Source organism: Comamonas faecalis (assembly GCF_039538025.1).
GTDB classification, from domain to species: Bacteria; Pseudomonadota; Gammaproteobacteria; order Burkholderiales; family Burkholderiaceae_C; genus Comamonas_C; species Comamonas_C faecalis.
The window spans coordinates 1-23,197 of record NZ_BAABBP010000006.1 but is presented as its reverse complement, the minus strand read 5'-3'; the positions used below and the strand labels follow the sequence as shown (position 1 = coordinate 23,197).

Sequence of the window (23,197 nt, the reverse complement as noted above, 5' to 3'; positions counted from 1 at the left end):
TGCCCGTTTGTAGTGGTCGATTTTAAGAGCGCCAGCCATGCCCTTGCAGCATGAGCGCCCCCGGCCGCGCAGCCGACAACCATACCGCACTTGTCCGCCTTCGCCCGGGCCCACGAGTGCCTTCTTGCCCGGGGTACGTCACTTGAACAACGGTTTAACCACCACTTGCCAGGCTTTGCTCAACGTTTTGCAGCAAGGCATCCAACATCACCCCAAGCGCATCAGCGCCGCCATCGCGGCAGTGCTTCTCACCGGCGGCGGCGGCGCGTTTGCCGTCGCCCAGCTCGCGCCCGACCCGGCCGACCTGCCGGTCACCACGCTGACCGAGCCCGTCGCGTCGCTGGCCAGCGACCTGGCCCTGCCCGACCTGCTGGAAGCGCCAGCGTTCACGCTGTACCGCTCGGCCCACGTGCGCCGCGACGACAGCGCCGAGAGCCTGCTGCAGCGCCTGGGCATTGCCGACCCGCAGGCGTCCGGCTTTCTGCGCGCCGACGCGCTGGTGCGCGACAACCTGCTGGGGCGCACCGGACGCCAGCTCACCGCCGAGGCCACCGACGACCACCGCCTGCTGCGCCTGACCGCGCGCTGGGCCAGCGACGACAGCGACGACTTCCAGCGCCTGGTGGTCGAGCGCGCCAGCGACGGCAACTTTGCCGCGCGCATCGAGTCCGCCCCGCTCAGCGTGGGCACGCGCCTGGCCGGCGGCATCATCCAGAGCTCGCTGTTCGCCGCCACCGACGCCAACGCCATTCCCGACTCCGTGGCCATCCAGCTGGCCGAGATTTTCTCCGGCGAGATCGACTTTCGCCGCGCGCTGCGCAAGAACGACTCGTTCTCCATCGTCTACGAAACGCTGGAGGCCGACGGCGAGCCGCTGCGCACCGGCCGCATTCTGTCGGCCGAGTTCCACAACAACGGCACGACGCACGACGCCGTCTGGTTCCAGGAGGCGGGCTCGGACAAGGGCTCGTACTACACGCTGGCGGGCAACAGCATGCGCCGCGCCTACCTGAGCACGCCGGTGGCGTTCACGCGCATCTCCAGCAATTTCGCAATGCGCCTGCACCCCATCCACAACACCTGGCGCGCGCACAAGGGCACCGACCTGGCCGCCCCCCACGGCACGACGGTGCGCACCATCGGCGACGGCGTGGTCGACTTTGCCGGCTGGCAAAACGGCTACGGCAACGTGGTCTACGTCAAGCACAGCAACCAGCACACCACGGTCTACGCCCACCTGAGCCGCGTCAACGTCAAGAAGGGCGCGCGCGTGACCCAGGGCGACCAGATCGGCGCCGTAGGCGCCACCGGCTGGGCCACCGGGCCGCACCTGCACTTCGAGTTCCGCGTCGACGGCCAGCAGGTCGACCCGATGCAGATGGCCCGCAAGAGCGAGGCAGCCAAGCCCATCTCGACGGCCGCGCAGAGCGCCTTCAAGCAGGTGGCGCAGCAAATGCGCATCGAGCTGAACGCCGCGCAGACCATCGTGCAGGCCAAGGCCGACTGAGACTTTCACGCCCTTTCACCTCGCCACTCGCTACCGCGTGACCAACTGGTACATCGGCCTGATGTCGGGCACTTCGCTCGACGGGGTCGACGCGGTGCTGGCCGATCTGTCGCCCGATGCGCCGCGCGCCTGCCGCGTGGCCGGCCACACCAGCCTGCCCATGCCGGCGCCGCTGCGCGCCGAGCTGCTGCAACTCAATACCTCCGGAGACAACGAGCTGCACCGCGCCGCACTCGCTGCCAACGCGCTGGTGCGCCTGTACGCGCAGGCCGTCGAGCAACTGCTGCAGCGCTGCTCCGTCACGGCCGGGCAGGTTGCCGCCATCGGCGTGCACGGCCAGACGGTGCGCCACCGCCCCGGGCAGTTCGACGGCACGGGCTACACGCTGCAGCTGAACAACCCGGCGCTGCTGGCCGAGCTGACCAGCATCACCACCGTGGCCGACTTTCGCAGCCGCGACGTCGCCGCCGGTGGCCAGGGTGCGCCGCTGGTGCCGGCCTTTCACCAGTGCGTGTTCGGCCAGGCTGGGCGCGCCGTCGGCGTGCTCAACATCGGTGGCATCGCCAATCTCAGCGTATTGAGCGCGGACGGGAGCGTGCTGGGTTTTGACTGCGGCCCGGGCAATGCGCTGATGGACTACTGGGTCGCGCGCCACCGCGGCGCGCTGTACGACGAGGGCGGACGCTGGGCGGCCAGCGGCCAGGTTCTGCCCACCCTGCTCGCCCGCCTGTTGGCCGAGCCCTATCTGCACCAGCGCCCGCCCAAGAGCACGGGGCGCGACCTGTTCAATCCCGACTGGCTGAGCCGCCAACTGCAGGGTTTTGAAGACGCCGACCCCGCCGACGTGCAGGCCACGCTGGCGCAGCTGACCGCGCGCGCCAGCGCCGATGCCGCGCTGGCCTGGCTGCCTGCGGGCAGCCCGCTCATCGTCTGTGGCGGCGGCGCACTCAACCAGGATTTGTTGCAGCGCCTGGCGGAGCTGGCGCCGCAGCTAGGAGTGCAAGCCTCGGACTCGCACGGCCTGGCACCGCTGCAGGTCGAGGCCGCCGCCTTCGCCTGGCTGGCCCGGCGCTGCCTGCAGAACCAGGCGGGCAACCTGCCCCAGGTCACCGGTGCGGCCGGGCCGCGCGTGCTCGGCGCCATCTACCCGCGCTGAGAACGGGTTCAAGCGCCCAGATCGGGCTCTTTCGCCGTGGCGGCAGCCGTCGGCTCGTCGTGCGCCAGCTGGGAAAAGATGAACGCCGCCGCCAGCGTGAGCAGCCCCATGCTGGCAAACGTCGCCTGAAAGGCCTGCAGCGTCTGCTCGCTGGTGCCGGTGCCAAAGAAATCGGTGTAGGCGCCCAGCGCCGCACCGGCGGCGGCCACTCCCATGCCCATGGCCAGCATCTGCACCATCGACAGCAGGCTGTTGCCGCTGCTGGCCAGCGCCTGGCCCAGATCCTTGAGCGTCACGGTGTTCATCGCTGTGAACTGCAGCGAGTTGACGGCGCCAAACACCGCCAGTTGCACGATGCGCACGCCCAGCGGCTGCTGCGGCGTCATCAGTGCAAAGCTGGCCATCATCACGCCCACCGCAAAGGTGTTGCCCACCAGAACGCGGCGGTAGCCCAGGCGGGTGATCAAGGGCGTTGCCGCGCGCTTGACCGCCATGCCGGCAATCGCCACGGGCAGCATCATCATGCCGGCGTACAGCGGCGAATATCCCAGGCCCAGCTGCAGCATCAGCGGCACCAGAAACGGCATGCTGCCGCTGCCCAGGCGGGCAAACAGATTGCCCAGCAAGCCGATGCGCACCGTGTCGATGCCGAACAGCCGCGGCGAAAACAGCGGTCGGGGCGAGCGCGCCGCATGCAGCCAATAGGCCGCCAGCGCCGCCAGGCCGAACACCATCAGCACCAGCACGCCCGCCTGGCGCAGGCCGAGGCCGGACAGGCCGTCCAGCCCCAGCGACAGCGCCACCATGCCGAACGCCAGCAGCGCGTAGCCCACCAGGTCGAAGCGCCCGGCCGGCATGCGCTGGCCGCGCGGCATGTAGCGCAGCGTGGCCACCAGGCCAGCCACGCCGACCGGCACGTTGATCAGGAAGATCCAGTGCCAGGAGGCCACCTCGACCAGCCAGCCGCCCAGCGTCGGCCCGATCAGCGGCCCCACCAGGCCGGGGATGGCGACGAAGCTGATCGCCTCCAGGAACTCGTCGCGCGGGAAGGTACGCAAGATGACCAGCCGCCCCACCGGCAGCAGCAGCGCGCCGCCAAAGCCCTGCAGCACGCGCGAGGCGACCAGCAGATCCAGCGTCGGCGACAGCGCGCACAGCACCGAGCCAAGCACGAAGGCGACGATGGCGCCCAGAAAGGTGCGGCGCATGCCGAAGCGGTCGGCCAACCAGCCCGAGGCAGGGATCAGCATGGCCATGGCCAGTGAATAGGAGACCACCACCGACTGCATGCGCAGCGGGCTCTCCTGCAGGCTGTGCGCCATGGCGGGCAGCGCGGTGTTGACGATGGTGGCGTCCAGCGTCTGCATGAAAAAGCCGACGGCCACCAGCCACAGCAGCCGGGTGCGTGCGCGTGAGAACCTGTGTTTCATGGGATCAAAAAAGCCGCCCATCTGGCGGCTTGCTGAACGGTGGACAGTTCAATGTTCCGGAGGCGAGAAGCTCGACCCGCAGCCACAGGTCGTATCGGCGTTGGGGTTGCGGATGACGAACTGCGCGCCGTTGAGGTCGTCCTTGTAGTCGATCTCGGCGCCGACCAGGTACTGGTAGCTCATCGCGTCGATCAGCAGCGAGACGCCGTTCTTGGTCATCGTCGTGTCGTCGTCGTTGACCTCCTCGTCGAAGCTGAAGCCATACTGCAGGCCCGAGCAGCCACCGCCCTGCACGAAGACGCGCAGCTTGAGCGCCGGGTTGTTCTCTTCGGCGATCAGGTCGGCCACCTTGGAGGCGGCGCTATCGGTAAAGACGATGGGGTCGGGGAAAACGTCGGATTCCATAGTGGTTGCGGTGTTCATCGCAAGCTCCCGGAGGGTAGGTTTGCAAGGCCTGCATCGTACGTCAATGCGGCAAGTCCTGCTGCCGCGCCGGCTTTGGCGCAGCGTGCATGCAAGAAACGCAAAACCGCCCGGAATGGGCGGTTCTTCGGGTAGCGGCACGCGGCTCTTGCGAGCGGGCGCCGCAGCGGCTTCCAGGCTTTAGCGCTTGGAGAACTGTTTGGCGCGGCGTGCGGAGTGCAGGCCGACCTTCTTGCGCTCGACCTCGCGAGCGTCGCGGGTCACGAAGCCCGCTGCGCTGAGCTGGGGCTTGAGCGTGGCGTCATAGTCGATCAGCGCACGCGTGATGCCGTGGCGCGCCGCGCCGGCCTGGCCGGACTCGCCGCCGCCGTGCACGTTGATCTGGATGTCGAAGCTCTCGACGTGATCGGTCAGCACCAGCGGCTGCTTGGTGATCATGATCGACGTCTCGCGGCCAAAATACTGCTGAATGTCCTTGCCATTCACCGTGATCTTGCCGGAGCCCTTTTTCAGAAACACGCGGGCGACGCTGGACTTGCGACGGCCGGTGCCATTGTTCCATTCACCAATCATCTCGGCTCCTTAGCTTGCAAGCAGCTTGGGCTGCTGCGCGGTGTGCGGGTGCTCGCCGCCGCCGTAGACCTTGAGCTTCTTGATCATGGCGTAGCCCAGCGGGCCCTTGGGCAGCATGCCCTTGACGGCCTTTTCCAAGGCGCGGCCGGGGTGCTTGGCCTGCAGGTCGCGGAAGTTGGTCGCGGTGATGCCGCCGGGATAGCCCGAGTGGCGGTAGTACATCTTGTCGATGGACTTGGTGCCGGTGACCTTGAGCTTGGACGCGTTGATGACGACGATGAAGTCGCCGGTGTCAACGTGAGGCGTGTAAATGGCTTTGTGCTTGCCGCGCAGACGCAGGGCCACTTCGCTGGCGACCCGTCCGAGGACCTTGTCCGTGGCATCAATCACAAACCACTCATGCACGACCTCAGCGGGTTTTGCGCTGAATGTAGACATGTGTTTCTCTCTGAGAACTGGTTTGACGGCCCTTTTCCACGGTCGGTGCTCCTCATCGGTGGGAGCCTCTTAGGTGGGTTTCAGGAAGAATTCCTGCTTCGCCGCGGGGCCTGAGCTAGCGCTGCGAAGCTCGCCATTATACGAACATTGCGGTTCATGGCGGCAGGTACAGCCGCTGGCGCTCCTGCTCCTGTTGCTTTTGGCGCAAATCGACGCAGTGGGCGTGCTGTGCAAACGCCGGCAGCTGGCACTGGCGGTGGATGCACATGGGCCGCGCGATAAAGCCGGCGCCGGCGCAGGCCTGCAGTGGATCGGCCGCAGATTGGGCGGACTGGGGGGAGTCCGGTGTGGCATCGGCGCCTGCGTCCGCCGCAAGCGCGGCGGGACTGGCAGAGGCCGCGCTGACAGCGCTGGCGGTACGCACCGGCGCCCGGGTACGCACGCGCGGCGCCGGCCGGGCCGCAGCGGGGGCCGCGGGCGATTGCACGATCGCCGCATCGGCCGCAGGCGCATTGACCACGACGCCCACGTCCGCGCCCGCGCCCGCGCCCGCGCCTGCATCGGGCACGACTGCGTTGGGTGCTGGCGCACCGGTAACCGGCAAGCCTGGGTCGCCAGCCGCAGCCACGGCCAGGTGCGGGCTGGCGACGCGCCCGCCCTGCCCCCAGCCCATCCAGGCCAGCGCCGTCGCCAGCACGGCCACGCCCGCCGCAGCGGCAACCCACCGCCAGGGCCCACGGCGGCCCGCAGCGCGCGCGTGGCCCGCATGCGGGCGCCTCGGTGGCTCGCGCGGCGGCGTCTGCTCGGCCGGCCAGCCCGCGTCCATCGGCAGGGCCAGCGTCGTGGCAAAGCCGCCGTCGTCCTCGGGCGCGGCGGCGGCCACCTCGGCGGCCTGCTGCGCGGGAGCCGTGTCGCTGCCCGGCGGGCACCACGCGCCCTGCAGCTCGGCGCGAAAGTCGAACTGCTCCCAGCCCGCCGGGGCTTCGGCCATGTCCATGGCCTGCACGAAGGCATCGATCGACTGCGGCCTGTCCTGCGGCTGCACGGCCAGCGCCTGGTCGATGGCGCGCACGAACGCCGCGCCGTAGTGCACGCCGAACTGCTGGCCCACGGTGCGCGCGACGCGGCGAAAGCGCGGCATGCGGTCGCGCAGTGCACGCAGCGTGGCCGGCAGCGGCGCGTCGTTGCACACGCAGCCATGCACGACGGCGGCCAGCGCATACAGGTCGCTCCACGGCCCGCGGGGCAACGGACCGGCCTGGCTGATCTGCGGGGGCGAAGCCTGGCCAAACTGCTCCAGCGGCGCATAGCTGAGTTTGAGCGCGACGGGCTGGCCGTCGGCCGGCGCCAGCACCTGGCGCGCTGCGCCCAGATCCAGCAGCACGGGCGGGCCGCGATCCTGCAGAAAGATGTTGTCAGGCGAAATATCCAGGTGCAGCGTGTCGTGCGCATGCAGCACGCGCAGCGCACTGGTGACCGACCACAGTATCTTGCGCAACCATGCCTCGGGCGGCGGCGTGCGCATCAGCGCGCGCGCCTGGCGCAGCGTCATGCCGCCGTACAACGGCATGACCATGTAGGCGGTGCCGTGCTCCTGCCAGAAGCGCAGCACCTTGACCAGCGATGGATGGTCGAACTGCGCCAGCAACCGCGCCTCGCCGATGAACAGATCCAGCCCCGCCTGCAGCGCCTGCGCATCCGTGCCGCTGCGCGCCTCGACCTGATGGCCGGCAGTGCGCTGCGCCAGCGCCACCGGCATGTATTCCTTGATCGCAACGAAGCGCAGCAGCGCATGGTCGAACGCCTGGTAAACCATGCCGAATCCGCCGACGCCCAGCAGCTGGGTGAGCTCGAACTCGCCCAGGCGCATGCCCTGGGGCAGCGCCTGGGGGTGCAGCGGAACACGGGCATTCATGGCGGCGTGACGGCATCCAAAGCGTTGGCGCGCGCAGCAGGGCCGCACGCGAATGGTGGCAGCCGCAGCGGTTACCATCTGCAGCCAGACCCGCAATGTATCGAATTGTTAACAAATCACCACCATGTTCAGCTACCGCCATGCCTTTCATGCGGGCAACCACGCCGACGTGCTCAAGCACGTGACGCTGGTGGCCACCGTGCAACACCTGACCCAGAAGGAGACGGCGCTGACCGTGGTCGACACCCATGCCGGCGCCGGCCTGTACCGGCTGGACGGGGACTACGCGCGCACCAGCGCCGAGGCGCAGGACGGCGTGCGGCGCGTGCTGGCGGCCGGTGGCCTGACACCGCCGCTGCAGGCCTACGTCGATCTGGTGCGGTCGTTCCAGACCGGCGGCAAGGCGGCGGTCTACCCCGGATCGCCGTTTCTCGTGCAGCAGCAGCTGCGCGCGCACGACCGCCTAAAGCTCTTTGAGCTGCACCCCACCGACTGGCGCGCGCTGGCGGGCAACGTCGCCCAGCTGGAGGTAGGCCGCCAGGTGGCGGTACTGCACGAGGACGGCTTCGACGGTTTGCGCAAATTCCTGCCGCCGCCCTCGCGCCGCGCGCTGGTGCTGTGCGATCCCAGCTACGAGATCAAGAGCGACTACGAGCGCGTGCACACGCTGATGCAGGACGCGCTCAAGCGCTTCCCGACGGGCTGCTACCTGGTGTGGTATCCGATCATCGCGCGCAATGAGGCGCACGACCTGCCGCGCAAGCTCAAGAACCTGGCGCAGCGCTCCGGCCGCAGCTGGCTGCACGCGACGCTGGCCGTCAAGTCCGGCCAGCGCGGCGCCGGGCCGGACGCCCCGCGCCCGGGGCTGGCCGCCAGCGGCATGTTCGTGATCAACCCGCCCTACACGCTGGCGGCGCAGCTGCAGCAGGCACTGCCCCAACTGGTGCAGTTGCTGGGCCAGGATCAGTACGCGGGACAGACGCTGGAGAGCGGCGGAGGCTGAACGGCACGCGCGCCGGGCGTAGGCCGGCGCTCAAATCACATCGGCAGGCCGGGCAGCCCGCCCTTGAGACCTTTCATGCCGCCCATCTTCTTCATCATCTTCATCAGGCCGCCACCCTTCATCTTCTTCATCATGGCCTGCATCTGCTCGAACTCCTTGAGCAGGCGGTTGACCTCGTGCACCTGCACGCCCGCGCCCTGGGCGATGCGTTTCTTGCGCGTGGCCTTGATGATGTCGGGCTTGCGCCGCTCGGTGGGCGTCATGCTGCAGATGATGCCTTCCTTGCGCCGCACGTCGCGCTCGACCTTGTCCATGTCCATCTGACCGGCCTTGGCCGACAGCTGCGAGGGCAGCTTGTCCATCAGCGTGGACAGCCCGCCCATCTGCTTCATCTGCTGCAGCTGCGCGAGAAAATCGTTCAGATCGAAGCCGTCGCCGCTCTTGACCTTGGCGGCCAGTTTTTGCGCCGCCTCCATGTCCACGCCGGCCGTGACCTGCTCGACCAGCGCGACGATGTCGCCCATGCCCAGCACGCGCTGCGCGTGGCGCGTGGCGTCGAACACCTCCAGGCCGTCGATCTTCTCGGAGACGCCGGCAAATTTGATCGGCGCGCCGGTGATTGCGCGCACCGACAGTGCGGCGCCGCCGCGCGAGTCGCCGTCCAGCTTCGTTAAAACGATGCCGGTGAGCGGCAGCGCCTCCTTGAAGGCGCGCGCCGTGTTGACCGCGTCCTGGCCCTGCATCGCGTCGACGACGAACAAGGTCTCGACCGGTTTCAAGACCGCATGCAGGTCCTTGATCTCCTGCATCAGCACCTCGTCGATCGCCAGGCGCCCGGCGGTGTCGACCAGCAGCACGTCGAAGAAATGCCTTTTGGCGTAGTCCAGCGCCGCCAGCGCGATGTCGCGCGGCTTTTGCTCAGGACTCGATGGGAACCACTCGGCACCCGCCTGCGCAGTGACGGTCTTGAGCTGCTCGATGGCTGCCGGGCGGTATACGTCGCCCGACACCGTCAGCACTTTCTTCTTGCGCTTCTCGATCAGGTGCTTGGCAAGTTTTGCGGTCGTCGTCGTCTTGCCCGCACCCTGCAGGCCGGCCATCAGGATGACGGCGGGCGGCTGCGCGGCCAGGTTGATGTCGACCACGCCCTCGCCCATCGTCGCGGCCAGCTCCCTGTTGACGATGCCCACCAGCGCCTGGCCCGGCTGCAGGCTGCCCAGCACCTCCTGGCCCAGCGCCTTTTCCTTGACGCGGGCGACGAAGTCGCGCACCACCGGCAGCGCCACGTCGGCTTCGAGCAGCGCCATGCGCACCTCGCGCAGCATGTCCTGCACGTTCGACTCGGTGATGCGCGCCTGGCCGCGCATCTGTTTGACCAGGCGTGAGAGTTTTTCAGTCAGCGCGGAGGCCATGACCACAAGCTCCAGAGAGAGGGGGAAAAGCGCCGGCCCGCGATGTCTGCGGCGCCGTCGGCACAGCCCGGGGCACGAAACGAGGGGCTAAACTGCGAACCCATGATTCTACCCAGCGCATCCCCGCTCGCCTGGCTGGTCACCGCGGCTGCGGTGCTGGCCTACGCCGTGGCCGCGGCGCTGGTCTGGCGCGGCGACGCCGCCGCCCGCCGCCTGACGGTGGCGCCGGCCTGGGCACTGCACGCGCTGGCGCTGGCGCTGGGCCTGCTCGGGCGCCCGGCGTTGTTCGGTTTTGCGCCGGCGCTGTCGATGACCGCCTGGCTGGCGCTGACCACCTATGCGGTCGAACACCAGCTGCTGCCGCAGATGCGCACGCGCTGGGCGCTGCCGGCCATGGCGCTGCTGTGCGCGGCCACGGTGCTGGCGGCGGCCGTCTTTCCCGGGCGCGCGCTGCCCGCCACCGCCTCGGGCTGGCTGGCGCTGCACCTGATGCTGGGCCTGGCCTGCTACGGCCTGTTCGCCGCCGCCGTCGTTCACGCCTGGCTGATGGGCCGCGCCGAGGCGCGCATGCGCCAGGCCGCGCAGTCGCCCGCCGGCCTGCCGCTGCTCACGCTCGAGCGCCTGACGTTTCGCTTCGTGCAGGCCGGCTTCATCCTGCTGTCGGCCACGCTGGTCGAGGGCTTTGTGTTCGGTGAGCAGCTGTACGGCCACGCCTGGCACTGGGATCACAAGAGCGTGTTCTCGGTGCTGTCCTGGGTCGTCTTCGCGGTGCTGCTGCTGGGGCGCTCGCGCCTGGGCTGGCGCGGTCGCAGCGCCAGCCGCGTGCTGTACGCCGGCGCCACGCTGCTGCTGCTGGCCTATGTGGGCTCGCGCTTCGTCAGCGAAATCATCCTAAGAGGTTGAGAAGAAGTTCCCCATGCCCGCTTTGCACGCCAAAACACCCCCACTCATCGTTGCAAATACTCGCCATAGCCCGCACTATGGCTGCGTTTTGCGCCTCTATTGGGTGCGTTTTGACGCGCCTTTCGGGCACGACCAATTTATTCTCAACCTCTGAGCCGCGACGCATGAAATACCTGGTTCTGCTGGCCGTGCTGGTGCTCGTCTACGCGGCGCTGCGCCCGTCGCGCGCATCGCGCCAGGCACGCAGCGACCGCCACGCCGCGCCGCGCCTGGACAAGCCCCAGGACATGGTGGCCTGCGCTCGCTGCGGCGTGCACCTGCCGCGCAGCGACGCGATGACAGACGCACGCGGGCGCACCTATTGCTGCCAGGAGCACCGCGACCGTGGCCCCGCCTGAGAGTGTGTTGACGATCTCATCGCACTCCGAGCACGCCGGCGCCAACACACGCGGGCGCGACAACACCACCTTTCTGCGCCTGTGGAACGGCTTTCTGACCGCGCGCGTGATGGTCGCGGTCGCGCTGCTGGTGCTGCACCTGCTGGCATGGTCCTTCAGCCAGCAGGGCAGTGTGGCGGTGATGGCCTGCAGCTTCGGCTACCTGCTGGCCACACTGGTGCTGCGCATCGCCGCGCGCCACGCACCGCCGCCGCCGCAGCCGGGCGTGCAATGGCTGGCGTCGATCGGCGTGGACATCGCCGCCGTCGTACTGCTGCAGCTGCTGCAGGCGCCAGGCACTCTGAACTACACGCCGCTGCTGGGCCTGCCCATCCTGATGGCCAGCGTGCTGGGCACGCTGGTGCTGGCGCTGGGCACGACGGCCGCGGTCACGCTGCTGCTGCTGGCCTGGGCCTGGTGGCCCGGCAGCACGCGCGACATGGACGCCGCCTACCTGCAGGCGGCGCTGACCAGCACCGGCTACTTCATCCTCGCCTACCTGGTGCACCAGTTGTCGTCCTGGCTCACCCGCACGCAGCAGGTCGCGCAGCGCAGCCGCCTGGACGCGCGCACGCAAAAAGCCGTCAGCGCTCTGGTCATGGAGCATGTGGCCGACGGCGTGCTCGTCGTCGACCACGACGCGCAGGTGCACCTGGCCAACCCTGCGGCGCAGGCGTTGCTGGGCCGGGGCAGGCAAGCTCTAGCGCCGTTTGCGCTCGGCGCGCAGGCCGCCTGGGCGCCGCTGGTGCAGCTGGCGCAACGCCAGTTTGCCCAGCACCACCCGCAGCATGCCGACGTGACGCTGCTGCACCCGGGCCAGGGGCCGGTGGGGCTGCGCGTGCGCACCTGGCTCACGGCGCGCCAGGGCCATGACACCGATACCCAGGCGCCGCTGTGCGTGATGTTTCTGCACGACCTGCGCGAGATGCAGGCGCGCCTGCGCACCGAGAAACTCGCCGCAATGGGCCGCATGTCGGCCGCCGTCGCCCACGAGATCCGCAACCCGCTGGCGGCCATCGTGCAGGCCAACGCGCTGCTGGACGAAGACCTTGACGACCCCGTTCACAAGCGCCTGACGCAAATGGTGCACAGCAACGCCGAGCGCCTGATGCGCACGACCGAGGACGTGCTCGACATCGCCCGCGTGCAGCGCCAGGTGGCCAGCGGCGAATCGGCCGTGCTGACGCTGGACGACGAGGTGGGCCACATCGTCGCCGACTGGCAGGCGCATGCGCCGGCGTCGCGCACGCTGCAGCTGCAGCTCGATTGCGACGGCGTGCAGGTGGCCTTCGACGCCGAGCATCTGCGCCGCCTGCTGGTCAACCTGCTGGACAACGCGTTGCGCTACAAGGGGCCGCACGCCGATTCGCTGCGCCTGAGCACGCTGGTGCAGCCCGACGGGCGCGCCGTGCTGCAGGTCTGGAGCGACGGCGCGCCGCTGGATCAGTCGGTGCAGCAGCACCTGTTCGAGCCCTTCTTCTCGTCGGAAAGCCGCTCCAGCGGCCTGGGCCTGTTCATCTGCCGCGAGCTGTGCCAGCGCCACGGCGCCGCCATCGGCTACCAGCGCAGCACCGAGGCGCTGGCGCGCGGCGCCACCGCGGGCAACGCCTTCACCGTCGTGTTCCGCGAAACCACCCGCCCGGGCGGGCCGGCCTCGGTGTTTGACACAATCATCGTCTGAATGAGCCCCTCCGCCCCCGCCTCCATCCTGGTCGTCGACGACGAGCCCGACCTGCGCACCCTCTACGAGCTGACGCTGCTGCGCGCGGGCTGGCGCGTGCAGACCGCGGGCAGCGTCGGCGAGGCGCGTGAACACCTGGCAGCCAACCGCTACGACATCCTGATCACCGACATGCGCCTGCCCGACGGCCTGGGCATGCAGCTGCTGCAGGAGCTGCGCGCTCAGCAGCGCAGCGAGCGCTGCATCGTCATCACCGCCTACGGCTCGGCCGAGAACGCGGTCGAGGCGCTGCGCAACGGCGCCTTCGACTACCTGACCAAGCCGGTCGACTTGAAACAGCTGCGCACCGTCGTTGCCTCGGCCGCGCAAGGCGCTGCAGACCAGGCCGCCCCCGCACGGCCGGGCGCCGCCAGCGCCGCCGCGCCCGGCGACGGCCAGGCCGCACTGGCGCGCCTGGTGGGCGACTCCGCCCCCATGCGCCTGCTCAAGCAGCAGATCGCCAAGGTGGCGCTCAGCATGGCGCCGGTGCTGGTGCATGGCGAGTCGGGCACCGGCAAGGAGCTGGTGGCACGCGCGCTGCACGCCTGCAGCCAGCGCGCGCAAGGGCCGCTGATCGCGGTCAACTGCAGCGCGATTCCCGAGAGCCTGCTGGACGCCGAGTTCTTCGGCGCGCGCAAGGGCTCATACACCGGCGCCACGCACGACCGCGACGGCTTCTTCCAGGCCGCGCGCGGCGGCACGCTGTTCCTGGACGAAGTGGCCGAGCTGCCGCTGGCCATGCAGTCCAAGCTGCTGCGCGCCATCCAGGAGCGCAGCGTGCGCCCGCTGGGCGCCACGCAGGAAGAGGCAGTGGACGTGCGCATCCTCAGCGCCACGCACCGCGACCTGGCGCGCGAGGTGCGCGAAGGGCGCTTTCGCCAGGATCTGTTCTACCGCCTGAACGTGATCGAGCTGCGCCTGCCGCCGCTGCGCGAGCGCCGCGAAGATCTGCCCGCGCTGTGCCACGCGCTGCTGGCGCGCATCGCCCAGGAGGCCCACTGCGAGCCCATGGTGCTGGGCGAGTCGCTGCTGGCGCAGCTGATGCGGCATCCGCTCACCGGCAACGTGCGCGAGCTGGAAAACCTGCTGCAGCGCGCCGTGGCGCTGGGCGACGGCGCGCCGCTGCCCACGCACTCCGTCGACACGGCGCCGCCCGCGGCGGCCGAGCCCGCCATCGCGCCGGCCGCACCGGCCGCCGCACCGGAGCCCGGTGGCTCGGCGGCGCCCCACGACCTGCAGACCTGGCTGGACGCGCAGGAACGCACCATCCTGCTGCGCGCGCTGCAGGCGTGCGGCAACGACCGCACGGCCGCCGCCGCACGCCTGGGCATCAGCGCGCGCCAGATGCGCTACCGCATCGAGCGGCTGAACATTCCCCACACCGCAGACGGCACCGATGGCTCGCACAGCGATGACACGCACTGACGCAGCCGCACGCAATGCACCGTCCGCAGCATGGCGCGGCGGCTGGCTGCAGGGCGCACAGCGCTGCGCCTCGCCCCACCACGGTCCGCGCCCTGCCGGTGCCTGCATTGATCTGCTGGTCGTGCACTCGATCAGCCTGCCGCCGGGCTCGCACGACGCGCTCGCGGTGGACCAGCTGTTCTGCGGCACGCTGGACTGGGACGCCCACCCTTACTACCAGGCCATGCGCGGCCTGCAGGTATCGGCGCATTTCTTCATCGAGCGCAGCGGCCGCTTGCGCCAGTACGTGGACTGCGACCGGCGCGCCTGGCACGCTGGCGCGTCGCACTGGCGTGGGCGGGACGGCTGCAACGACGACTCGATCGGCGTCGAGCTGCACGGGCTGGAAGGCGAGCGCTTCGAGGACGCGCAATACCGGCGCCTGGCCTGGCTGGTGCGTGCGCTGATGCAGCGCTACCCGCTGCGCTTCGTCGCCGGCCACGAGCACATTGCGCCCGGGCGCAAGAGCGACCCCGGCGCGGGTTTCGACTGGCAGCGGCTGCAGGGCGGCTTTGCCGGCAGCGGCCTGTACTTCCCGCCGCATCGGTAGCAACCCTGAAGCCGCACGCCATCCGCCGCGCCGCGTAGGCCGGCACGCAACAAAACAAGCGCCCGCAACGCGCCAATGCTTTGCTTTTTGAAGCACAGCTTTCATAATTTCGGGCACTGGAAAACCTATGCACCATCGGGACACCCACGCTGCACGCGCACCGCACCACCGGCCTCCAGCCAAGCCACATCGGCCAGGCCGGCCCGGCACCGTCCTCTCCTATTTCCCGGCTGCCGCACGGCGCAGCCATTGATGCACAGCCCATGCCGTTCCCAACACGCTCCTCATGCGCCCGGACTGCCAAGTCCGCGCCGGTGGAGCGTCTTCGCCTTCATGGCATTCACCGAGTGACCATGAAACCCTGCCTGCCGCTCGCCGGCGTGCAATGTCCTTCGCACATCGACCCAAGGAGAAAATGATGGCCACTGCGAAAAAAGCCGCTGCGAAAAAAGCAGCTCCCGCCAAGAAGGCAGCTGCACCGGCAGCCAAGAAAGCCGCTCCCGCCAAGAAGGCCGCAGTTGCCGCCAAGACGGCTGCGCCCGCCAAGAAAGCAACTGCGGTAAAGCAGGCAGCGGCACCGGCGAAGAAGGCTGCACCCGCCAAGAAGGCCGCAGCGCCCGTCAAAAAGGCTGCGGCCCCTGCCAAGAAAGCCGCCGTGGCCAAGAAGGCCGCGCCGGTGAAAAAGGCTGCAGCACCGGTGAAGAAGGCGGTAGCGCCCGCCAAGAAGGCAGCCGCTCCTGCAAAGAAAGCCGCAGCACCGGCGAAGAAGGCGGCCGCTCCCGCCAAAAAGGCAGCTGCACCGGCAAAGAAGACCTCTGCACCCGTGAAAAAGACGGCGGCTCCCGCCAAGAAGGCTGCTGCGCCCGCGAAGAAGGCCGCTGCACCCGTCGCCAAGAAAGCCGCGCCCACCAAGAAGGCAGCAGTTGCGAAGAAGGCTGCTCCTGCCAAAAAGGCAGCTGCACCAGCACCGCGCACCACGCTCAATCCGCAGGCGGCCTGGCCCTTTCCGACGCAGCCCAAGCCCTGAGCTCTCTGCCCACCCAAAAAACAGCCCGGCCTGTCCGGGCTGTTTTCATTAGGGCCTGTTAACGCTATTTTTGGCGGTGCGAACATACTCAAAATGGCGTCAATCGAGACGTGCGACGCAACCCAGACTGGGTGTCTGGGCAAGGAGCGCAACAAAGAGTGGCGCCATTTTGAGTATGTTCCCTTCGGGTTGCGATCAAAAGGGCCATCGCCGGCGGCGCCAGCCTTGCCAAGGGTGGCACCTTGGCTGCGGCTGGCGCCGCCGGCGATGGCCCTTTTGATCACAACGCATCCGTCAAAAATAGCGTTAACAGGCTCTAGTCTGCCCGCGTTGCCGTGGCGCGGCAGCACGGACTCATTCGGCGGCGAAGTCCAGCGTGTAGTTTTGCGGGCCGCGCTGGGCAATCTTGCGCGCGCCCATGCGGTTGCCCAGCGCGGCGCAGCGTGCCAGCGACCAGCCGCGCTCCAGGCCGTAGAGCAGCGCACCGCGCCAGGCGTCGCCGCAGCCCGTGGGGTCAACGACCTGCTCGGGCGCGACCGGCTCGACGCGCGTGCACACGCCCTGCTCCCACACGTCGCAGCCCTGCGCGCCCAGCGTCACGGCCAGGCCGCGCACGCGCTGCGAGATGTCGGCCAGCGACCAGCCAGTGCGCTCGCTGAGCATCTTGCCCTCGTAGTCGTTGACCGCGACCCAGCTGGCCTGGCCAATGAAGCGGCGCAAGTCGTCGCCATCGAACATCGGCAGGCCCTGGCCCGGATCGAACACAAAGGGAATGCCGGCCTGCACCATTTGCGCGGCGTGCTCGATCATCGCCTCGCGCCCGTCGGGCGCAATGATGCCGATGCGCAGCGCCGCGTCGGCCTCGATGCGGTTGCCGTGCGCCAGTTGCATCGCGCCGGGGTGAAAGGCGGTGATCTGGTTGTTGTCGCGGTCGGTCATGATCATGGCCTGCGCGGTATAGGTCGTATCGGTCTGCCCGACCAGCGCGGTGTCGATGCCCAGGCTCTTGAGCCGCTGCAGATACTCGCCGCCGTCGCTGCCCAGCATGGCCATCGGCCGCGCGTCGCCGCCCAGCAGCTTGAGCGCATAGGCAATGTTGCCGGCGCAGCCGCCAAAGTCGCGCCGCAGCGTGGGCACGAGAAACGACACGTTCAGGATGTGCAGTTGCTCGGGCAGGATTTGCTGGGCGAAGCGCCCCTCAAAACCCATGATGGTGTCGAAAGCCAGCGACCCACAAATGACTGCAGCCATGGTGTTGTGTGTTCCTCGGTATCAGGGATAAAAAACCAGCAGGCGGTAGCCAGCCACCGGTGCTACGCCAGCCTGCACGCGCAGGCGCAACGTGCCGCTCCAGCTGGCTCGCGCCTGCATCTGCGCAGGCGCCGCCATTTGCTGCGCCTGGATCACGCGGCGCAGCAGCGGCCGGCCCTGCTCGTCGGTCAGCGTCAGCTCCAGCGCGGGCGTGGCGACGGCCATGTCCGCCTGGTTGCGCAGATCCAGCCGCAACTCGTAGGTTGCGGCCGCGCCGTCGACCTGGAGAAAGCTGGAGCCATCGATCACCACGGCGTCGATGCGCCGCGGCGCCTGCACCGTGCACTGCAGCGGCTCGCACAGCGCGGCCAGCAGCGGGCGCAGCACCGGGTAGCGCGCGGCCAGCATGTCGCGCTCGTGTACCAATACCTGAAGCGCCAGCGCGGCCAGCAGCACCAGCGCCAGCACCACCAGCGCCAGGCGCACCAGCGGCCTGCGCCAGAACGCCTGGCGGCGCGCGGCGCGCACGAACTGCGGCTCGGCCACGCCTGCGTCGTCATGCGCTGCGGCATCCGGGGCCCAAGCGTCCGCGGCGGGCATATCTGCCGCCTCGTCGGCTGTGTCGTCCAGCGCCGTTGCGCCGTGCTCCGGAAAATTCTGTTCTGCCTCGCCCGGCTCCGCTGCTTCCGGCTCTGCTGTGTCCGGTTCTGCGGGCGTTGCTACTTCCGACTCCTGCGGGTTCTGCTCGGCCATCTCGCCGCGCTCGGCGTCCGCCGTGCCGACATCGGCCTGCTCCCCCACGGCCTCCAAGGTCGCGCCATCCGGGGCTTCCGCCGGAATCCAGGAGGGCTCGGCGCCAGCCGCGTGCTCCATCTGTGCATCGGACAGCGGCGTGAAAACATCTTCCCCCTCGTCCTCATCGGGGGAGAACCCGCTGAGGAGATCCAGCTCACCCTCGTCGTCCGCCGCGCCGTTCACGCCGTCATCGACGGGTGACGGATCGTGCGCGGGCATGGGCTGCTCGTCGCTGCCCTCTGGCAACAATGCCGCTTCCCACTGCGGCCCGGCCACGTGCTCCGAATCCGGCTTCGGTTCCGCTTCGGCGTCGGTTTCCGTGCTGTCCGGCGGCGCACCGTTCTCACGGGCGCTGCGCCAGACCTGCGGCGCCGAGGCATCGGCGACTGGTTGCGGCGGCACCTGCGGCGCCTGCCACAGGTGCTGTCGTGCCTCGAACACCTCGTGGCACTGGCCGCAGCGCACCCAGCCATCGGAAATGCGCAATTGGTCGGCCACCACCTTGAAGGCGGTCTGGCAGTGCGGGCAGCGGGTGATCTGGCTCATCGAGGGGGCATTGTAGGCAGGCACCCAACCGCGTTCGCGATGGCCTGCCGGGCCTTGTTCAGGCGGCCGCGCGCTGCGCCGTCATTAGTATCCAGCCGTCGTCGCTGTCTGCCACGCCCAGCTGCAGCCATGGCGCGTAGGCCTGTTGCAGCTCCTCGGCCTGGCGCTCCAGAATGCCGGCCAGCACCAGATGGCCGCCGGCGGCGACGTGGGCGCACAGCAGCGGTGCCAGCACCTTGAGCGGCGTGGCCAGGATGTTGGCCAGCACCGTGCCGTACAGGCCCTGGGCGCGCTCGGGCAGGCCGGCGTTCAACTGCACGCCGTTGGCCTGGGCGTTGTCCAGCGTGGCCTGCACCGCGGCCGGGTCGATGTCGACCGCGTCGATGTCCAGCGCGCCGAACTTGGCCGCGCCAATGGCCAGAATGCCCGAGCCGCAGCCGTAGTCGAGCACGCGCCCAAGGCGGCCCGCCGGCCGCTGCGCAATCCAGCGCAAGCACATGCGCGTCGTCGGATGCGTGCCGGTGCCAAACGCCATGCCCGGATCCAGGCGGATGCTGCGCGTGGCCTGCGCCGACAGCTCGTGCCAGCTGGGCACGATCCAGAAGTCGGGCGTGATCTCCACCGGCGCAAACTGCGACTGGGTGAGGCGTACCCAGTCCTGCTCGGCCACCGGCTGCACCGACTGGACGCTGCAGCCGGCAAAAAAATCCTGCAGCCCGAGCAAGGCGGCCGCCTCGCGCGCAGCGTCTTCGGTGCCAAACAGCGCTGCCACGCGGCTGCGCTGCCAGCCTTCGCGGTCGACGGGCATGCCGGGCTCGCCAAACAGCGCCTGCTCGGCCGCGGTGTCGGCGTCGGCGTCCTCGACCGACACGCTGAGCGCCTGCAGCGCCATCAGCGCGTCGCTCACGATCTCGACCCGCTCCTCGGGGCACAGCAGGCGCAGCTCAAACATGATTTTTCCCTTGGCTTGGCATCACAAAAAAACAGGCAGCCATTGCCTGGCTGCCCGTGTCGGCGTTGCTTGCAAAAACGCCATCAGCGGCTGCGCTGCGACAGCCACTCCTCCAGGTAGTGGATGTTGGTGCCGCCGTCGACGAACTTGGCATCGACCATCAGCTCCTTGTGCAGCTCGATGTTGGTGTTGATGCCTTCGACCACCATCTCCAGCAGCGCTGTGCGCATACGCGCCAGCGCCTGCTCGCGCGTGTCGCCGTGCACGATGATCTTGCCGATCATCGAGTCGTAGTTGGGCGGCACGAAGTAGTTGGAGTAGGCGTGCGAGTCCACGCGCACGCCGGGGCCGCCGGGGGCGTGCCACGTCGTGATGCGCCCGGGCGACGGCAGGAATTTGTACGGATCCTCGGCGTTGATGCGGCACTCGATGGCGTGGCCCTTGATCTGGATGTGGCGCTGCGAGAACGGCAGCTTCTCGCCGGCAGCCACCATGATCTGCGTTCGCACGATGTCCACGCCGGTAATCCATTCGGTCACCGGGTGCTCGACCTGCACGCGCGTGTTCATCTCGATGAAATAGAACTCGCCGTTCTCGTACAGGAATTCGAAGGTGCCCGCGCCGCGGTAGCCGATCTTCTTGCAGGCGGCGACACAGCGCTCGCCCACCTTTTCGATGAGCTTGCGCGGAATGCCTGGCGCCGGCGCCTCCTCGATCACCTTCTGGTGGCGCCGCTGCATCGAGCAGTCGCGCTCGCCCAGGTAGACCGCATTCCTGTGCTTGTCGGCCAGGATCTGGATCTCGACGTGGCGCGGGTTCTGCAGGAATTTCTCCATGTAGACGGCCGGATTGCCAAAGGCGGCGGACGCCTCGGCCTTGGTCATCTGCACCGCGTTGACCAGCGCCGCCTCGGTGTGCACCACGCGCATGCCGCGCCCACCTCCGCCGCCGGCGGCCTTGATGATGACCGGGTAGCCGACGCTCTTGGCGATGCGCCGTATTTGCACCGGGTCGTCAGGCAGCTCGCCGTCCGAGCCCGGAACGCAGGGCACGCCCGCCTTGATCATGGCCTGCTTGGCCGAGACCTTGTCGCCCATGATGCGGATCGACTCGGGCGTCGGGCCGATGAACTGGAAGCCGCTTTTCTCGACGCGCTCGGCAAAATCGGCGTTCTCGGCAAGAAAGCCGTAACCGGGGTGAATCGCCTCGGCGTCGGTCACCTCGGCCGCCGAGATGATGGCCGGCATGTTCAGGTAAGACAGAGGAGACGGCGCCGGGCCTATGCACACCGCCTCGTCGGCCAGCTTGACGTACTTGGCGTCGCGGTCGGCCTCGGAGTAGACCATCACCGCCTTGATGCCCAACTCGCGGCAGGCGCGCTGAATGCGAAGAGCAATCTCTCCCCTGTTGGCAACCAGAATTTTCTTGAACATAGGCTGGGCCGCCTTATTCGATGATGAACAGCGGCTGGCCGTATTCCACTGCCTGGCCGTTCTCGCCCAGGATGCGCGTGACGGTGCCGCCCTTGTCGGCCTCGATCTCGTTCAAGATCTTCATGGCCTCGATGATGCACAGCGTCTCGCCTTCCTTGACCTGTGAGCCCACCTCGACGAAAGACTTGGCGCCTGGGCTGGGCGAGCGGTAGAACGTGCCCACCATGGGCGACTTGACCACGTGGCCATTGATGGCCGGTGCTGCCGGTGCCGGCAGTTCGGCCACCGGGGCTGCCGGCGCGGCCGCCGCTGCAGGTGCTGCCTGCACAGGGGCGGCCACCACCTGCTGCACCACCGTGCCGCTGCTCTTGACGATGCGAACCTTGCCCTCGGCTTCGGTGATCTCGAGTTCGGACACATTCGACTCGGAAACCAGGTCAACAAGGGTTTTGAGTTTGCGCAAATCCATGGGAGCTCCAACAACGAAACAAGAGGCGGGAATGTACCTCAAAATTCGTTTATTGCAACGAATTACTCTTAATTTACGGCATTTACACGACCAAACACGCCGCACGCCGCTCTTCGGGCTGCAAGACGCACAGTGAAACAGACGCCAACTGTGGTCAAGACACGCGTTCGTGCGTGCCCGGCCCGATCCATCCCTTCACAGCGAGGCCACCCACCGATCCAGGTCATCCTCCTTGAGCTGGCCCATTTTACGCTGGGCGATGCTCCCGTCTGCAGCAAACAGAATGGAGAAAGGCAGGCCGCCCACATCGTTGCCCAGGTCGCGCGAGAACTGCGTGGCCGTCGCCTGCCCCAGCGCCAGCGGAAAATCCAGCGCCATGCGCTGCAAAAATTTGTGCACGTTGCCCGGTTGGTCAATCGCCAGACCCAGCACCTGCCAGCCCTTGTCCCGGTGCTGGTGATAGAAGCTGTTGAGCAGCGGCAGCTCCTCCACGCAGGGCGGGCACCAGGTAGCCCAGAAGTTCAGCAGCAAGGGCTTGCCGGCAAAGGCCTGCATCGCCACTGGCACGCCGTCGATCCCGTCGAACTGCGCTGCCCAGAAGGCATCGAGCACGCCGTCGGCCAGCCCCGACGGCTGCATGCGCCACCACCCCCAGCCCGCGCCCGCCAGGCCGGCGACGGCGCCCAGGCCATAGGTCAGCAGGCGCCGGCGCCCAGTCATGCCCTTGGCCAGCGCGCCCTGAGGCTCGCCCGAAGGCGGAATAAAAGAGGAGTCATTCGTCGTCATCGCAGCCTCGCCGTCTCGTTGGTCGCCGCCTCGCCGGCCTGCATCAGGCGGCGCACCGCCTGAGCGTCGCCGCGCGGCGCGCGCCCGCGCACATCCGGGCGCAGTGCGCCGCGCAGGTCGTCATGGTCGTAAATCATCAGGTGCACGCCGACGAAACCGCCCAGCGCATCGCAGCGCACGTCCAGCCCCAGCACGTCGACGCCTTTGCCATGCAGCCCAGCCACCTGCCCCACCTGGTAGTCCACGCCCTGGTTGATCAGCGCGATCTCGGCGGCCTTGGGGTCGTCGCAGAACAGCGCCAGCTGAATGTCGGACAGGCGCGTGGCCGTGCCATACCAGACGGCGCCGCACAGATAGGGATGAAACGCATCCAGGCGCTGCATCCATTGCAGCGCCAGCGCGCGCAGCGTCTGCAGCTCGAAGGGCTGGGTGTCGGCGCAAAACAGCGCAATGTGCTCGCGCACCGCGTCCTCAACCACCTCGTTGCCCGGCAGCGGCGTGCGCGCCGGCAGGCCCAGCTCGCGTACCGCGCGGCGCTTGGCTGCGCCCCAATCCTGGCCTTCTTCCACGATCAGGCGCGCCGCGGTGGCGGCAATCTCCAGGGCAATCGGATGATCCATGGCGCGATTGTGGCCCAGCCGCCCCGGCGCCACGCCATGCCGGGCGGCACATCGGGGCTTTGCCGCCCCTGGGACTTGAGCGGCGCCGCCCTAGGGATGCTCTGAATAACTCACCTCCAGGCGTGCTACGCCTGGGCTATTTTTCAGATGATGGAATTTGAGTTGACTTCGGCAGGGGCAACTATTTTTTTGCCCGCCGATCGGGGCGTTTTGCCCCTTTTGGCGGCCCGCGCCCTGCTTTCGGGCGCACTCATCCCCGTGCTCCTTGCTGCTGCATCAACTGATGGCGTGCCATCCACAGGTTGGACAGCGCAAACAGCGTCACGATCTGCAGAGTGTTTTTCTCCAGGCCTCGGTAGCGCACCTTGGTGTAGCCAAACTGGCGCT

At 68.5% G+C, this 23,197-nt stretch carries 22 protein-coding genes and 1 pseudogene; 9 read left to right on the top strand and 14 right to left on the bottom strand.

Going from position 1 to position 23,197, the window contains the following annotated elements:
- Positions 1 to 142: 142 nt before the first annotated feature.
- Complete coding sequence (locus tag ABD767_RS04775) at positions 143 to 1,507, top strand: peptidoglycan DD-metalloendopeptidase family protein (protein WP_344868510.1); 1,365 nt, start codon at positions 143 to 145, stop codon at positions 1,505 to 1,507.
- A 37-nt stretch (positions 1,508 to 1,544) separates the two neighbouring features.
- Positions 1,545 to 2,663, top strand: a complete 1,119-nt coding sequence (locus ABD767_RS04770) for an anhydro-N-acetylmuramic acid kinase (RefSeq protein WP_103045171.1) — start codon at positions 1,545 to 1,547, stop codon at positions 2,661 to 2,663.
- 8 nt (positions 2,664 to 2,671) lie between these two features.
- Here the strand turns inward: ABD767_RS04770 and mdtD are convergent, their stop codons facing one another.
- From mdtD to ABD767_RS04745, 5 genes are all read right to left on the bottom strand, one after another.
- A complete protein-coding gene (gene mdtD / locus ABD767_RS04765) occupies positions 2,672 to 4,093 on the bottom strand; it encodes a multidrug transporter subunit MdtD (RefSeq protein WP_344868509.1) in 1,422 nt (473 codons plus the stop codon).
- Positions 4,094 to 4,141: 48 nt separating this feature from the next.
- Complete coding sequence (gene erpA, locus ABD767_RS04760; RefSeq protein WP_103046190.1) at positions 4,142 to 4,516, bottom strand: iron-sulfur cluster insertion protein ErpA; 375 nt, start codon at positions 4,514 to 4,516, stop codon at positions 4,142 to 4,144.
- 180 nt (positions 4,517 to 4,696) lie between these two features.
- A complete protein-coding gene (gene rpsI / locus ABD767_RS04755; protein WP_103046189.1) occupies positions 4,697 to 5,089 on the bottom strand; it encodes a 30S ribosomal protein S9 in 393 nt (130 codons plus the stop codon).
- 9 nt (positions 5,090 to 5,098) lie between these two features.
- Positions 5,099 to 5,527 (bottom strand): 50S ribosomal protein L13, encoded by a 429-nt coding sequence (gene rplM / locus ABD767_RS04750; RefSeq protein WP_103046188.1) that lies wholly within the window; start codon positions 5,525 to 5,527, stop codon positions 5,099 to 5,101.
- Positions 5,528 to 5,681: 154 nt separating this feature from the next.
- The gene (locus tag ABD767_RS04745; protein WP_103046187.1) at positions 5,682 to 7,442 is read right to left on the bottom strand and encodes a protein kinase domain-containing protein; all 1,761 of its coding nucleotides are present in this window, start codon (positions 7,440 to 7,442) and stop codon (positions 5,682 to 5,684) included.
- Between the two features lie 124 nt (positions 7,443 to 7,566).
- Here ABD767_RS04745 and ABD767_RS04740 point away from each other — a divergent pair, with 124 nt between their 5' ends.
- The gene (locus tag ABD767_RS04740; RefSeq protein WP_103046186.1) at positions 7,567 to 8,445 is read left to right on the top strand and encodes a 23S rRNA (adenine(2030)-N(6))-methyltransferase RlmJ; all 879 of its coding nucleotides are present in this window, start codon (positions 7,567 to 7,569) and stop codon (positions 8,443 to 8,445) included.
- A 35-nt stretch (positions 8,446 to 8,480) separates the two neighbouring features.
- Here ABD767_RS04740 and ffh read toward each other — a convergent pair whose 3' ends face one another.
- On the bottom strand, positions 8,481 to 9,857 hold the full coding sequence (gene ffh / locus ABD767_RS04735) for a signal recognition particle protein (RefSeq protein ID WP_103046185.1): 1,377 nt from the start codon (positions 9,855 to 9,857) through the stop codon (positions 8,481 to 8,483).
- A gap of 102 nt (positions 9,858 to 9,959) precedes the next feature.
- Between ffh and ABD767_RS04730 the strand changes: the two genes are divergently transcribed.
- The 6 genes from ABD767_RS04730 to ABD767_RS04705 all read left to right on the top strand — a co-directional run bounded on the left by ABD767_RS04730 (position 9,960) and on the right by ABD767_RS04705 (position 15,958).
- Entirely contained in the window at positions 9,960 to 10,760 is an 801-nt protein-coding gene (locus ABD767_RS04730) for a cytochrome c biogenesis protein CcsA (protein ID WP_103046184.1), read from the top strand.
- Between the two features lie 164 nt (positions 10,761 to 10,924).
- Positions 10,925 to 11,158 (top strand): PP0621 family protein, encoded by a 234-nt coding sequence (locus tag ABD767_RS04725; RefSeq protein ID WP_103046183.1) that lies wholly within the window; start codon positions 10,925 to 10,927, stop codon positions 11,156 to 11,158.
- A gap of 13 nt (positions 11,159 to 11,171) precedes the next feature.
- Positions 11,172 to 12,878, top strand: a complete 1,707-nt coding sequence (locus ABD767_RS04720) for an ATP-binding protein (protein WP_344868601.1) — start codon at positions 11,172 to 11,174, stop codon at positions 12,876 to 12,878.
- Entirely contained in the window at positions 12,879 to 14,342 is a 1,464-nt protein-coding gene (locus ABD767_RS04715; RefSeq protein WP_103046182.1) for a sigma 54-interacting transcriptional regulator, read from the top strand.
- Positions 14,329 to 14,931: a 1,6-anhydro-N-acetylmuramyl-L-alanine amidase AmpD gene (ampD, locus tag ABD767_RS04710; protein ID WP_103046181.1), complete on the top strand. Its 603-nt coding sequence runs from the start codon at positions 14,329 to 14,331 to the stop codon at positions 14,929 to 14,931. The genes ABD767_RS04715 and ampD overlap by 14 nt, the downstream gene beginning before the upstream one ends.
- A 418-nt stretch (positions 14,932 to 15,349) precedes the next feature.
- The gene (locus tag ABD767_RS04705; protein ID WP_103046191.1) at positions 15,350 to 15,958 is read left to right on the top strand and encodes a histone; all 609 of its coding nucleotides are present in this window, start codon (positions 15,350 to 15,352) and stop codon (positions 15,956 to 15,958) included.
- A gap of 354 nt (positions 15,959 to 16,312) precedes the next feature.
- Here ABD767_RS04705 and ABD767_RS04700 read toward each other — a convergent pair whose 3' ends face one another.
- The 8 genes and pseudogenes from ABD767_RS04700 to ABD767_RS04665 all read right to left on the bottom strand — a co-directional run.
- A complete protein-coding gene (locus ABD767_RS04700; protein WP_103046527.1) occupies positions 16,313 to 17,209 on the bottom strand; it encodes a PfkB family carbohydrate kinase in 897 nt (298 codons plus the stop codon).
- A gap of 21 nt (positions 17,210 to 17,230) precedes the next feature.
- Positions 17,231 to 18,550, bottom strand: coding sequence for a DUF3426 domain-containing protein (locus ABD767_RS04695; protein ID WP_103046526.1), 1,320 nt, complete (start codon positions 18,548 to 18,550; stop codon positions 17,231 to 17,233).
- A gap of 58 nt (positions 18,551 to 18,608) precedes the next feature.
- Positions 18,609 to 19,502 (bottom strand): 50S ribosomal protein L11 methyltransferase, encoded by an 894-nt coding sequence (gene prmA, locus ABD767_RS04690; RefSeq protein ID WP_103046525.1) that lies wholly within the window; start codon positions 19,500 to 19,502, stop codon positions 18,609 to 18,611.
- Positions 19,503 to 19,585: 83 nt separating this feature from the next.
- Positions 19,586 to 20,935, bottom strand: coding sequence for an acetyl-CoA carboxylase biotin carboxylase subunit (gene accC / locus ABD767_RS04685; RefSeq protein ID WP_103046524.1), 1,350 nt, complete (start codon positions 20,933 to 20,935; stop codon positions 19,586 to 19,588).
- Between the two features lie 13 nt (positions 20,936 to 20,948).
- Entirely contained in the window at positions 20,949 to 21,404 is a 456-nt protein-coding gene (gene accB, locus ABD767_RS04680; protein ID WP_103046523.1) for an acetyl-CoA carboxylase biotin carboxyl carrier protein, read from the bottom strand.
- Between the two features lie 195 nt (positions 21,405 to 21,599).
- Positions 21,600 to 22,190, bottom strand: coding sequence for a TlpA family protein disulfide reductase (locus ABD767_RS04675; RefSeq protein WP_344868494.1), 591 nt, complete (start codon positions 22,188 to 22,190; stop codon positions 21,600 to 21,602).
- Positions 22,187 to 22,810, bottom strand: coding sequence for a hypothetical protein (locus tag ABD767_RS04670; RefSeq protein WP_103046521.1), 624 nt, complete (start codon positions 22,808 to 22,810; stop codon positions 22,187 to 22,189). Before ABD767_RS04670 ends, ABD767_RS04675 begins: the two co-directional genes overlap by 4 nt.
- 250 nt (positions 22,811 to 23,060) lie before the next feature.
- A pseudogene (locus ABD767_RS04665) lies at positions 23,061 to 23,197 on the bottom strand (IS5/IS1182 family transposase); the annotation flags it as partial.